Source organism: Rathayibacter sp. VKM Ac-2801, from assembly GCF_009834245.1.
GTDB lineage: Bacteria > Actinomycetota > Actinomycetes > Actinomycetales > Microbacteriaceae > Rathayibacter.
Genome location: NZ_CP047183.1, coordinates 2,026,160 through 2,037,161, shown reverse-complemented (window position 1 = coordinate 2,037,161; position 11,002 = coordinate 2,026,160). Strand labels below are relative to the sequence as shown.

Sequence of the window (11,002 nt, the reverse complement as noted above, 5' to 3'; positions counted from 1 at the left end):
GTTCGCGAAGAGTTTGCTAAAGTAGTACCGCGCTGATCGCCTCCGGGTGGTCGGATGATCCTCGATAGCTCAATTGGCAGAGCAATCGGCTGTTAACCGGTAGGTTCTTGGTTCGAGTCCAAGTCGGGGAGCGAAGGGTCCGGGACTCCACTCTCGGGCCCTTTTTTCGTGCCCGCGGGCGGTCGCCCTCGACGGCCCGCTCGGATCGACGATCGGAGGCGCGATGCGCGAGGACGTGCTCGCCCTCCTGCGCCGCCGCCCCGACGTCGAGGCTCCGGATCTCGTCGCCGTCGACGCCAGCGACCGGCTGCTGCTCGACCTCGCCGCCGATCGGGGCAGCCTCGCCGTGATCGGGGACGCCTACGGGGCGCTGAGCCTCGGCCTCGCCGCCGACGGCCGTGCCGTGCGCGTCGTGCAGGACTCGATCACCGCCGAGCGCGCTCTGGCGCAGAACCTCGAGACGGTGCGCACGTCGGGCGTCGATCCCGCGCCGATCGAGATCGTCGACTCCGTCGCGGAGGCCGTCCGCGACGCCGACACGGTGCTCCTGCGTCTGCCGCGCTCGCTCGATGCCCTGGCCGCGGTCGCGGCCGAGACGGCACTCGCGAATCCGGCCGCGACCCTGATCGGCGCCGGCCGCATCAAGCACATGACCCGCACGATGAACGACGTGCTCGCCGCCCGCTATGAGCGGATCGACGTCTCCCTCGCCCGGCAGAAGTCGCGCGCCCTGCTCGCGAGCGGCGCGCTCCCCGACCAGCCGCCCGCGCCCGTGCCCGAGCGGCGCCGTCTGGACGAGCTCGACCTCGAGGTCGTCGCGCTGCCGGGAGCCTTCGCCGGCGCGCGACTGGACTTCGGCACCCGCGCCCTCCTCGCGGCCCTCGACCTCGACTCCCTCCCCGCGGGCACCGCCCTCGACCTCGGCTGCGGGACCGGCGTGCTCGCCGCCGTGGTGGCCCGGGCCCGCCCCGACCTCGCCGTGACCGCGACGGACACCTCCCGTGCCGCGGTCGAGTCCGCCCGGGCGACCGCGGCGGCCAACGGGCTCGCCGTCCGCGTCCTCCGCGACGACAACGCCTCGACCCTGGAGCCGTCCTCGGTCGACGCCGTGCTCTGCAATCCGCCGTTCCACTCCGACGGAGCCGTCACCGACCTCGTCGCCCGGCGCATGCTCCGCGCGGCCGGCCGCGTGCTGCGCCCCGGGGGCGTGCTCTGGACGGTCTTCAACTCCCATCTGGCGCACCCGGCCGAGCTGCGCCGCGCGGTCGGGCCGACCACGGTGGTGGCGCGCGACCGCCGCTTCACCGTGACCCGCTCCGTGCGCTCGGACGGCTGAGTCCGGGTCCGCAACCCCCTCCGCGGCCTCAGGTCCGCCGTCCGCGGCGCGGGTACGATCTCTCTCCGGCACTCCCGTGCCGAACCCGTCCCGTCCCCCGGAGGCCGTCGTGCTCGAAGTCGTCCTCGTCCTCGCCCTGATCGCCCTGGTCGCGGTCGTCGTGCTGTGGCGCCGCGCCGTCGGCGCCGAGCGCCGTGCCGCCGAGAGCCGTGCGGAGGAGGCGGCGCGCGTCGTCCGCCTCGAGCTGGCGGTCGGCGAGCAGGAGGCGAGGCTCCGCATCGTCGGCGAGCTCGAGCAGCTCGCGGTCCGCAGCGCCGCGCACGTCGTCGAGGAGGCCGAGAGCGTCCGGCTCACGATCGACCGCGACCCGGCCGCGGCCGCGCGATCGGCGCAGCGGGCCGTGCGGGCGGCCGAGGCCTCGCTGGCGCAGCTGCGCCGCATCGCGACCGTCGCCTCCGTCGATCCGGGGGAGCTGCCGCGCACCGGCGGCTCCGTCCCCCTGATCGAGGGCGCCCGCGAGCGCGGCCTGAGCGTCCGCGAGGAGTCGTTCGGCGAGCCGTTCCCGTTGCAGGACGGCGCCGAGGTGGCCGTCCTCCGGGTGCTCGAGTACGCCTTCGACTCGGCCCTGGAGTCCGGCGGTGCAGGGACCGAGGTCCGCATCAGCTCCCGGTGGACGACCACGGGCCTGCGGGTGGAGGTCGACGACGACCGCGAGCAGCACGGCGCGGCGGAGCAGGACGCCAGCGCTCTCGAGGCGGATCTCCGCTCGCTCACCGAGCGCATCGACAGCCCCGCGCTCGCCGAGCTGCGCGAGCGCGCCGCCCTCTTCGGCGGCGACGTGACCGAGAAGCGGACGCCCGGCGTCGGCCGGAGCGTCACCGCCTCGTTCCCCGCGATCCGCCACCACAACGGCGTGCACGGGGTCGACCTGTCAGGGCTTCCCGGCTAGCCCGACAGGACCCGCTCCGCGGAACGCACCTCCTCGGGAAGCCGACCGCGAGCAGTGAGGCCGCCCGCCCGCCTCCCGAGTCTGCAGGAGTTATTGCACTCGGGCTCGAGTGCGACGACTCTCGGGGACTCGCGGCCCGCGTCAGTCCTCGAGGTGCTCCACGCCGGGCAGCCACGAGACGCCGGGGCCGCCCCAGCCGCGCTTGCGGGTGATCTTCGCGACCGGCTTGTGGTAGTCGTGCTCGAGGCGGTCGATGTAGAGCACGCCGTCGAGGTGGTCGAACTCGTGCTGGAACACGCGCGCGAACCAGCCGTCCGCGACGATCTCGAACGGCTCCTGCTCGAGGTCGACCGCGCGGAGGATCGCGCGCTCGGAGCGGCGGAGCGGGAAGCGCTCGCCGGGGAAGGACAGGCACCCCTCCGAATCCGTGTCCTCGTCCGCCTCGCCGAGCGGGGTCGGCGTGACGAACAGCTCGGGGTTGATCGCGACGCCGCGGCGGGGGGTGCCGTCGTCGTCGGCGTAGTCGTAGACGAACAGGCGCAGCGGGACCCCGACCTGAGGGCCGGCGAGGCCGACTCCGGGGGCGGTGTCCATCGTCTCGAACATGTCGGCGACGAGGGTGCGCAGCGTGTCGTCGAACTCGGTGACGGGGGCGGCGGGGGAGTGCAGGACGGGGTCGCCGGCGATGCGGATGGGGAGGACGGCCATGGGGGACAGGGTACCGCGGGCCCGCCGACCGGGTCCGCGAGGATCATCCGCTGGGCTCAGCCCCTCACCCGTGCGTCGGAGGACTCCCGGAGGCGTTCTGGGTAGGGTCGTCCCCATGCCCGCCGATCTCGCCGAACTCCTCAACGACCCGGCGAAGTTCATCGGCATCCCGATCGCCCTCGTGGGCGCGGTGTTCCTCTCCCTCGGCGCGCAGTTCCAGCACCGCGGAGTGGCGAAGGTGGAGCGGTTCTCGAAGCGCTCCGGCTCCTCCGGCCTCAGCGGCGGCCAGCTGGTCGCCCTGCTCTCGCGCCCCTCGTGGGTGATCGGCACCCTGCTCCTGGGCCTGGCGATCGTCTTCCAGCTGACGAGCCTCGGCTTCTCCCCGCTCATCGTGGTGCAGCCGCTCGGAGCGGTGGCGCTCGTGATCACCGCGGTCGTGAACGCGCGGGTCAGCCGGGTGCGCCTGAACGCGGCGTCGATCCGGGCGATCGTGCTCTGCGTCGGGGGTGTCGGCACGTTCGTCCTCGTGGCGGCGTTCAACGCCGTCGACAAGTCCATCCAGACGCCCGAGCTCATCACGATCCTCGTGATCCTCGCCGTGGTGCTCACGGTCTTCGTCATCGCCTTCCGCGTCTTCCGCCGCGGAGCGAAGGCGATCTTCTACATCGTGGGCGCCGGAGTGGTCTACGGCTTCGTCGCGACGCTCGCGAAGGTCGTGCTCAACCGCATCAAGTACGGCGAGTTCGACCCGCTGACGGTGGTCTGCATCGTGGCGCTCCTGGCCGCGACCGCCCTCGGCGGGTACTTCGTGCAGAACGCCTACTCCTCCGGCCCGCCGGACCTCGTCGTCGCGGGCCTCACCGTCATCGACCCGCTGGTCGCCGTCGCGATCGGCATCGTCGTGCTCGGAGAGGCGCAGTACGCGGCCCCGTGGGCGATCCCGCTCTTCATCGCGGCCGGCGCCGTCGCCATCTACGGCGTCTTCCTCCTCGCCAAGCACCACCCGCAGGCGCGCTGACGGCGCGGGATCCCGGGTGGTGAGGACTCCTCTGCCTACAATGGGTCCGCGCCGAGAGCCCCGAAACCGACCGACCTCCGCCGATCGCTCCCTTCTCTCCCCGAGCGGCACGACACCGATAGGACCTCCCGTGTCAGATCCCCGCGACGCGTCCCGACCGGGATCGCCCGACTCCCGACCGCTGACGGTCGTGATCGGCTGCGACACCTTCGCCCCCGACGTGAACGGAGCCGCGAAGTTCGCCGAGCGCCTCGCCGCCGGTCTCGCGCAGCGCGGCCACGAGGTGCACGTCGTCGCCCCGTCGGCCGACGGCTGGAGCGGCACCCGGGTCGAGACGCACGAGGGCCAGCGGATCATCGTGCACCGCCTCTACAGCTGGCGCTGGTACCCGCACGACTGGCTGCGCTTCGCGATGCCGTGGCGGATCCGTCAGAACAGCGCGCGCATCCTCGACGAGGTGAAGCCCGACGTCGTGCACTTCCAGTCGCACATCATCGTCGGCCGCGGCCTCGGGATCGAGGCGGCCAAGCGCGGCATCCGCATCGTCGGCACGAACCACTTCATGCCCGAGAACATGCTCGAGTTCACCCTCCTGCCGAAGGCCGTGCAGGCGAAGGCCGTGGCGATGGCGTGGCGGGCCGCGCGCCGCACCTTCGGCCGGGCGGAGGCGGTCACCACGCCGACCCGCAAGGCCGCGCAGTTCCTCGAGAAGTACACGGGCCTCCGGGGCGTCCACGCCATCTCCTGCGGCATCGACGCCGACAACTACACGCCCGACTTCGAAGCGCGCGCCGGCAACTCGATCCTCTTCGTCGGCCGCGTGACCGGCGAGAAGCACATCGACGTCCTGCTCCGCGCCGTCGCCCTGCTCGACTCGGCGCTCGACGCGAAGCTCGAGATCGTCGGCGGCGGCGACCAGATGCGCAACCTCCAGCAGCTCGCCACGACCCTCGGCATCGCCGACCGAGTCCGCTTCACCGGCTACGTCTCGGACGCCGAGCTGAAGGAGGCGTACACCCGCGCCACCGTCTTCGCCATGCCGTCCATCGCCGAGCTGCAGAGCATCGCGACGATGGAGGCGATGGCCTCGGCCCTCCCCGTCGTCGCCGCCGACGCGATGGCCCTCCCGCACCTCGTGCACGACGGCGAGAACGGCTACCTCTTCGCGCCGGGCAGCGCCGAGGCCCTCGCCGAGCGCCTCACCGCCGTGCTCACGGCCGATCAGGAGGACTTCGAGGCGATGAAGCGCGCGTCCCTCCGCATCGTCGCCGCGCACGACATCAACCGCACGATCAGCACCTTCGAGAGCCTGTATCGTGGGGAGCCGGTGGCCGATCCGGCCTCCGACGCTGCGTCCGCACCCGCCGCCACTTGACGGCCGCTCGGACGGCCGCCGCGGGGCGTTAGCTCAGCCGGTCAGAGCAGCGGACTCATAATCCGTCGGTCACGGGTTCAAGTCCCGTACGCCCTACTCCGCTCCACCAGCGGCGGTTCCGTCCCTCCAGCGTCGGGTCGGGCATCGTCGTGATGTCGGTCTCGTCGGAGCGTGCGGGCGGTCCGGCCCCGTCAGACCGACGGGCAGCGCCTCAGGACGCCGCCGAGGCGGTCCTCGCCGGCACGCCGACCGCGGACGAGTCGGAGGCGACGTCGCGGACGACGACGGCGCCGGCTCCGATCCGCACCCGGTCACCGACGGTCACGGCCCCGACGATCGTCGCGCGGGCGCCGATGTATACGTCGTCGCCGATGACGGGAGTCCGGCCCTTCGACTCGCCGATGGTGACGCCGTGGTAGATGAACGCGTTCCTCCCGATGACCGTGCGCGGGTGCAGGATCACCCCGCGGCCCCAGTGGGGCAGCCGCAGGCCGGGCCCGACCTGAGCGGTCGGCGGCAGCTCGGCTCCGACGATCATGCGGGTCCAGACGAGATCGACGAGGCGGTAGACGATGTAGAGGGGGAGCCGGGTCCTCCGGGAGCTCGAGTACTGCCCGAGTCGGAGGACGAGGACGGTGAGCCGGTCGGAGGCGTGGCCCTTGGCGGCCAGGTCCCCGCGGACGACGGCCCGGAGTTCGGCGAGATCCATGGGGACAGTCTGCGCGGGAGCCGCGTCGGACCGACGGGACCGTCGGGGATCCTCCTGTCGGTGGCGAGTATCCGCGCGCGTCCGGTGCCCGCGTCCCGCGGCTCCTCGGTCGTGGCGCGACCCCCTGTGATGCGGTGGCGCGATGCGCTAGCACGTCCCGACGCGCCGCGCCCGTACTGGCCGCTCTCCGCTCGACGTGATTGCCTGAACTCGTGCCTGATCTTCCGATGTTCCCGCTCGGCTCCGTGCTCCTGCCGCACATGCCGCTCCCGCTCCGGCTGTTCGAGCCGCGGTACCTGCGGATGCTCGGCGACGTCCTCGAGGACGAGACCCTCGCGTTCGGCGTCGTGCTCATCGAGCGCGGCCAGGAGGTGGGCGGCGGTGACCAGCGGTTCGCGGTCGGCGCCCGCGCGCGCATCCTGAACATCGACGGTGCGGAGTCGTTCGTCACGCTGGACTCCGTCGGTGAGGAGCGCTTCGAGGTCGTCCGCTGGTACGAGGACGACCCGTACCCGCGTGCCGAGGTCCGCCTCCTGCCCGATCTGGAGTGGGACGAGAAGCACGCCCCCGCGCTGGCCGCAGCGGAGTCGGCGGTCCGCACGGCACTGGCGGTCGCCAGCGAGTTCGTCGAGCAGCGTTACGGCGCGGTCGTCGAGCTCGCGGAGGATCCGGCCGCGCATGCCTGGCAGCTCGCCGGCGTCGCACCGGTCACCGAGCTCGACCGCCTTGTGTTCCTCCGCAGCTCCACCATGGAGGAGCTGCTGGAGTCGGTCCGGGAGCGCTCCGCCGAGGCGACCGAGTCGTTCCGCGCCGGCTGGGCCTGAGCCCCGGCCGATCCCGGCGTCGGACCGCCCCCGCCGAGCCCGTCAGTCCTCGAGGCTGACGCCGCGCTCCTCCGCCAGCTTGACCAGATCGTCGACGACCACGAGCGCCATCCGCACCGAGCGGTCGCGGCGGTACTCCTCGTCGTCGGGGTCGATCCGCGAGGTCCGGTCGAGAGTCTCCTCGATCGACTGCGCTAGCTCGCGCCACGCGTCCTGGCGGGCGTCGTCGACGAGCGTCGCGAGGTACTCCTCGTCCTGTGCCCGGCGGTGGAGGGAGTCGGCGACCAGGAGCGAGAGCCGTTCGCGATGGTCGAGGTTGTCGACGTCGGCGGAGCGGTAGTCGTGCACGTGATCGGAGCGGCCGCCCACCGAGGTCACATCGGCGGCGATGCCGCGCAGGCGCTCGGCGGCCGCCTCGGACTCGCGCGCCAGCTTCTCGAGCTCCTCAGCGGCGACGACGGAGTAGCGGCCGGAGTCGAAGGGGACGTCGGCGCCGAGGCCGTCCATCAGCACCCGGTTCTTCACGGCCATCCGGCTCGCGTACTGCGCGAGCATCAGGCCCTCCTCGGCGGCCTCCTCGACGGAGGCCGGCTCGCGCGACGGGTTCTCATCGGGGTCGTACGGCTCCATCTTGAACCTGCGTCGACGCCGGAACCACACGTGCGTCACCTACATCCCGGAGCAGGCGCCCCGCCCGCCGGAGCACCCCTTCGAGAGTACCCGGCGGGCGGGCGCCGTGGTCGGGACTCGCGCCGGTCCGCCGGCTCGTGGAGGAGGCCGACGGCGGCCGAGCCGGCCCGAGACGCGTGGCGGTGTCGCCGTTGAACGCCCCGATCCCGTTGACTGGGCGGATGGATCACCGGCGCATCTCGGTCGTCGTCCCTGTGAAGGACGACGCCCGCCACCTCGAGCAGCTGCTCGAGCTCCTCCGCGAGCAGACGCTCGCTCCGTTCGAGATCGTCGTGGTCGACGACGGGAGCACCGACGACAGTGCTGCCGTCGCCCGGGCGGCGGGCGCGCGGGTGGTGCGGCACGACGGCGCCGGGATCCCGGCGAGCACGGCGCACGGCTTCGACGAGGCGCACGGCGACGTCCTCGCGCGGCTCGATGCGGACTCGCGCCCGGGACCCGACTGGCTGGCGCGTCTGGCCGGTCACTTCGCCGATCCCGAGGTCGGAGCGGTGACCGGTCCCGGTCGCTTCGACGAGCTCGGCCCGATCGCCCGGGCGATCGCGCGGGTCGCCTACATGGACGCCTACTTCGTGCTGATGGGGTCGGCTCTGGCCAACTGGCCGCTGTTCGGCTCGAACTGCGCCGTCCGCCGGTCCGCGTGGGAGGAGATCGCGGAGGAGATGCACCGGCACGACGCCTACGTGCACGACGACGTCGAGATCAGCGTGCACCTGGGACTCCGGCACCGGATCGTGCTCGACCGTCACCTCGAGGTCGGCATCTCGGCGCGTCCCTTCGACGCCTTCGCCGACATGCTCCGCCGCTTCGACCGCGCTCTGCACACGCTGGCGCGGCATCCCGGGATGGGATCGTCCCTGCAGCGCTGGACGCACCGCGTGCGCCGCACCCACCGCGACCGCCTGCGGGCGACGGCCGCGGCGCGCCGCTCCGGCTGACGACTCCGCGGACGACTAGGGCTGGACGGCGTCCGGCCGGGCCGGGTCGGGCTCGGCCTTCGCTGCCCGATCCTCGTCGGGCGCGGGGCGCCCCTCCTTCGGCATGGCCCAGACCGCGGCGAGCATGCCCACGGCGAGGACCGTCAGCGCGATGCAGACGAAGCGGGTGCCCTCGGCGAGGTCCGCGGGTGCGGGGACGCCGCCGCCCGCCTTCGCGTTCACGATCGCGCCGAACACGGCCACGGCGACGGCGCTGCCGATGTTCCGGGCGAAGAAGTTGGTCGAGGAGACCACTCCGCGCTCGTTCCAGTCGACGCTCGACTGCGCCCGGATCAGCGTCGGAGTCGCCACGAGCCCCATGCCGGCGCCGATCAGCACGCAGAAGCCGGCGATCTCCCACAGCGTCGAGGAGGAGCCGAGCAGGACGGTCAGCGCCGTGCCGATCACGACGAGCCCCGCTCCGAGGAAGCCCGTGTTGCGGAAGCCGATGCGCAGGTAGAGCCGGCCCGACAGGCTCGCGGCGACCGGCCAGCCGAGCGTCATCGCGGCGACGGCGAATCCCGCGCCGAGGGCGGAGCTTCCCAGCACGCCCTGCGCGAAGGTCGGGAAGTACGAGGTGACGCCGAGCGTGATCGCGCCGACGGTCACCGAGACCAGGCTGGTCGAGATCAGCACGCGCCGCGTGAGGACCCAGAGGGGGAGCACCGGGGCGGCCGCGCGCCGCTCGATCGCGACGAAGCCGGCGAACGCGAGGGCCGAGACGACGAACACGCCGACTCCGGCGGGGGAGAGCCACGGCCAGGCGCTGCCGCCCTCGAGCAGTCCGAGGATGAGCAGCGCGGTGCCCACGGCGAGCACGGAGGCGCCAGCCACGTCGATCCGCTGCTTCTCGCCCCGCGTGGTCTCGCGGAAGCTGCGGATCAGGAGGAACGCCGCCAGGAGGCACAGGGGGATGTTGACGAGGAAGATGCCGCGCCAGGCGCCCAGGTCCGAGAGCACGCCGCCGAGGGTCGGCCCGACGACCGAGGAGATGCCCCAGACGCTCGCGAGGTAGCCCTGGGTCTTCGCGCGCTCGGCGACCGTGTAGATGTCGCCGGCGATGGTGATGCCCATCGGCTGGATCGCTCCGGCCCCCAGGCCCTGCAGGGCCCGGAACGCGATGAGCGCAGGCATGCTCCAGGCGAGGCCGCACAGGAGCGAGCCGACCAGGAACAGGGCGATGCCGATCAGCATGATGGGCTTGCGCCCGATCACATCGGCGAGCTTGCCGTAGAGGGGGACCGAGACGGCCTGGGCCAGCAGGTAGATCGAGAACAGCCAGGGGAACTGCTCGAAGCCGCCGAGGTCGGCGACGATGGACGGCACGGCCGTCGAGAGGATCGTGGCGTCGAGGGCGACCAGAGCGGTCGAGATCATCAGGGACAGCAGGATCGGGCCGCGCTCCGAGCGCAGTCCGACACTCGCGCGGGTGGGGGCGTCGGTCACTCTGCCCAGGCTATTCCATAGCCGGGGGATGGATGCGGGGCGGAGAGGATCCGCTCCGGGGCTCGGTAGACTGGCGGCATGGAACTCGTTCTCTGGCTCGTCGTGTCCGCCATCGCCGGTGTCGGCCTCGTCTCCGGAGTCGCGGCACTCATCGCCATGACGCGGGCGCCCTGGTCGGCCGACAAGTAGCCGCCCGGCCGGCCCCGCGCCGGCACTACTCGTAGATCCGCACCACGCTCCACTGCGGCTCCGTCGACGCGACCACGTCGAGCACGAACGCTCCGCCGGTCGCGAGGTCCGTCGCCTGGAAGCGCCAGCCGCCGATGCTCACCGGCGTGCGCCCGAACGTCGGCGGGAACCCCGCGAGGGGCGCCCACCACTCGCTCGTGCAGGTCCACACCGTCGGCCGATCGGTCACCCGGTAGCTCCCGCCCCGCCACTCGAGCGCGATCGGCACTCCCTCGCCGTCGGTCGAGACCAGCGCCGTCTCGTCGATCACCGCCATCGTCGTGCTCCCGTTCACTCGCCGGACCCGGTTGGCCGTTCGAACATGTGTTCGATAGTCTGCGAGTGTACGCCGCGGCGCTCGTGCTCGCCACGGCCGCGGATCGACCGGTGGGAGGCGCGATGATCGAGTGGAGTCCGCTCCAGATGCTGCGCAGCAGCGGGCAGGACGAGTGGGTGATGGTCGACGCCCTGCGCACCGGCCGGATCGGCCTGGTGCGCCGCATCGAGACCGGCCCGTACCGCGAGACCTGGTTCCGCGCGGTGACCTGGGCGGCCGAGCCGGAGAGGCGCACGCTCGTGGGCTACTCCCGCTCGATGGACACCATCGCGGCCGCCCTCTGGGCCCATCAGCCGCCGACGGCGCAGGAGAAGCCCTTCCCCGGCTACCCGCCCTCGCGGCCGTCGCCGTGACCCCCGTCGAGATCGGGAGCCCGGCCGTCCCTGCGGCGGCGGTCTCCACGTC

At 72.7% G+C, this 11,002-nt stretch carries 12 protein-coding genes and 2 tRNA genes; 9 read left to right on the top strand and 5 right to left on the bottom strand.

Annotation, left to right across the window (positions count from 1 at the left end; all coding sequences use genetic code 11):
• Nucleotides 1-58: 58 nt before the first annotated feature.
• The 3 genes from GSU45_RS09400 to GSU45_RS09390 all read left to right on the top strand — a co-directional run bounded on the left by GSU45_RS09400 (nucleotide 59) and on the right by GSU45_RS09390 (nucleotide 2,285).
• Nucleotides 59-131 (top strand) — tRNA-Asn (locus GSU45_RS09400).
• A 92-nt stretch (nucleotides 132-223) separates the two neighbouring features.
• Nucleotides 224-1,336, top strand: a complete 1,113-nt coding sequence (locus GSU45_RS09395) for a class I SAM-dependent methyltransferase (protein ID WP_159914458.1) — start codon at nucleotides 224-226, stop codon at nucleotides 1,334-1,336.
• Between the two features lie 109 nt (nucleotides 1,337-1,445).
• Entirely contained in the window at nucleotides 1,446-2,285 is an 840-nt protein-coding gene (locus GSU45_RS09390) for a hypothetical protein (protein WP_159914456.1), read from the top strand.
• A gap of 141 nt (nucleotides 2,286-2,426) precedes the next feature.
• On the opposite strand, the gene def is transcribed toward GSU45_RS09390, so the two are convergent.
• Complete coding sequence (def, locus tag GSU45_RS09385; RefSeq protein ID WP_159914455.1) at nucleotides 2,427-2,993, bottom strand: peptide deformylase; 567 nt, start codon at nucleotides 2,991-2,993, stop codon at nucleotides 2,427-2,429.
• Nucleotides 2,994-3,108: 115 nt separating this feature from the next.
• Between def and GSU45_RS09380 the strand changes: the two genes are divergently transcribed.
• The 3 genes from GSU45_RS09380 to GSU45_RS09370 all read left to right on the top strand — a co-directional run bounded on the left by GSU45_RS09380 (nucleotide 3,109) and on the right by GSU45_RS09370 (nucleotide 5,482).
• A complete protein-coding gene (locus GSU45_RS09380; protein ID WP_104223451.1) occupies nucleotides 3,109-4,011 on the top strand; it encodes a DMT family transporter in 903 nt (300 codons plus the stop codon).
• A 130-nt stretch (nucleotides 4,012-4,141) separates the two neighbouring features.
• Nucleotides 4,142-5,386, top strand: a complete 1,245-nt coding sequence (locus GSU45_RS09375) for a glycosyltransferase (RefSeq protein ID WP_244248078.1) — start codon at nucleotides 4,142-4,144, stop codon at nucleotides 5,384-5,386.
• Nucleotides 5,387-5,408: 22 nt separating this feature from the next.
• Nucleotides 5,409-5,482: transfer RNA gene (locus GSU45_RS09370), tRNA-Ile, on the top strand.
• 115 nt (nucleotides 5,483-5,597) lie between these two features.
• Here the strand turns inward: GSU45_RS09370 and GSU45_RS09365 are convergent.
• Nucleotides 5,598-6,095, bottom strand: coding sequence for a serine acetyltransferase (locus GSU45_RS09365; RefSeq protein ID WP_159914453.1), 498 nt, complete (start codon nucleotides 6,093-6,095; stop codon nucleotides 5,598-5,600).
• Between the two features lie 212 nt (nucleotides 6,096-6,307).
• Between GSU45_RS09365 and GSU45_RS09360 the strand changes: the two genes are divergently transcribed.
• On the top strand, nucleotides 6,308-6,919 hold the full coding sequence (locus tag GSU45_RS09360; protein ID WP_244248077.1) for an LON peptidase substrate-binding domain-containing protein: 612 nt from the start codon (nucleotides 6,308-6,310) through the stop codon (nucleotides 6,917-6,919).
• A 42-nt stretch (nucleotides 6,920-6,961) separates the two neighbouring features.
• Here GSU45_RS09360 and GSU45_RS09355 read toward each other — a convergent pair whose 3' ends face one another.
• Complete coding sequence (locus tag GSU45_RS09355) at nucleotides 6,962-7,549, bottom strand: hypothetical protein (RefSeq protein WP_104223455.1); 588 nt, start codon at nucleotides 7,547-7,549, stop codon at nucleotides 6,962-6,964.
• 221 nt (nucleotides 7,550-7,770) lie between these two features.
• Here GSU45_RS09355 and GSU45_RS09350 point away from each other — a divergent pair, with 221 nt between their 5' ends.
• Nucleotides 7,771-8,547, top strand: coding sequence for a glycosyltransferase family 2 protein (locus tag GSU45_RS09350; RefSeq protein ID WP_159914452.1), 777 nt, complete (start codon nucleotides 7,771-7,773; stop codon nucleotides 8,545-8,547).
• Nucleotides 8,548-8,562: 15 nt separating this feature from the next.
• On the opposite strand, the gene GSU45_RS09345 is transcribed toward GSU45_RS09350, so the two are convergent.
• Both GSU45_RS09345 and GSU45_RS09340 read right to left on the bottom strand, forming a co-directional pair.
• Nucleotides 8,563-9,963: an MDR family MFS transporter gene (locus GSU45_RS09345; protein WP_159917021.1), complete on the bottom strand. Its 1,401-nt coding sequence runs from the start codon at nucleotides 9,961-9,963 to the stop codon at nucleotides 8,563-8,565.
• A gap of 283 nt (nucleotides 9,964-10,246) precedes the next feature.
• Nucleotides 10,247-10,555 carry a hypothetical protein gene (locus GSU45_RS09340; RefSeq protein WP_159914451.1) on the bottom strand — a complete coding sequence of 103 codons (309 nt, stop codon included), beginning with the start codon at nucleotides 10,553-10,555 and terminating at the stop codon, nucleotides 10,247-10,249.
• A gap of 104 nt (nucleotides 10,556-10,659) precedes the next feature.
• Here GSU45_RS09340 and GSU45_RS09335 point away from each other — a divergent pair, with 104 nt between their 5' ends.
• A complete protein-coding gene (locus tag GSU45_RS09335; protein ID WP_146076962.1) occupies nucleotides 10,660-10,950 on the top strand; it encodes a hypothetical protein in 291 nt (96 codons plus the stop codon).
• Nucleotides 10,951-11,002: the final 52 nt, after the last annotated feature.

What these genes read in the sequence shown, in the direction of transcription:
- def (WP_159914455.1), bottom strand. Translation starts at nt 2,993, where the DNA reads ATGGCCGTCCTCCCCATCCGCATCGCCGGCGACCCCGTCCTGCACTCC.
- GSU45_RS09355 (WP_104223455.1), bottom strand. Translation starts at nt 7,549, where the DNA reads ATGGAGCCGTACGACCCCGATGAGAACCCGTCGCGCGAGCCGGCCTCC.
- GSU45_RS09365 (WP_159914453.1), bottom strand. Translation starts at nt 6,095, where the DNA reads ATGGATCTCGCCGAACTCCGGGCCGTCGTCCGCGGGGACCTGGCCGCC.
- GSU45_RS09395 (WP_159914458.1), top strand. Translation starts at nt 224, where the DNA reads ATGCGCGAGGACGTGCTCGCCCTCCTGCGCCGCCGCCCCGACGTCGAG.
- GSU45_RS09335 (WP_146076962.1), top strand. Translation starts at nt 10,660, where the DNA reads ATGATCGAGTGGAGTCCGCTCCAGATGCTGCGCAGCAGCGGGCAGGAC.
- GSU45_RS09350 (WP_159914452.1), top strand. Translation starts at nt 7,771, where the DNA reads ATGGATCACCGGCGCATCTCGGTCGTCGTCCCTGTGAAGGACGACGCC.
- GSU45_RS09345 (WP_159917021.1), bottom strand. Translation starts at nt 9,963, where the DNA reads ATGATCTCGACCGCTCTGGTCGCCCTCGACGCCACGATCCTCTCGACG.
- GSU45_RS09380 (WP_104223451.1), top strand. Translation starts at nt 3,109, where the DNA reads ATGCCCGCCGATCTCGCCGAACTCCTCAACGACCCGGCGAAGTTCATC.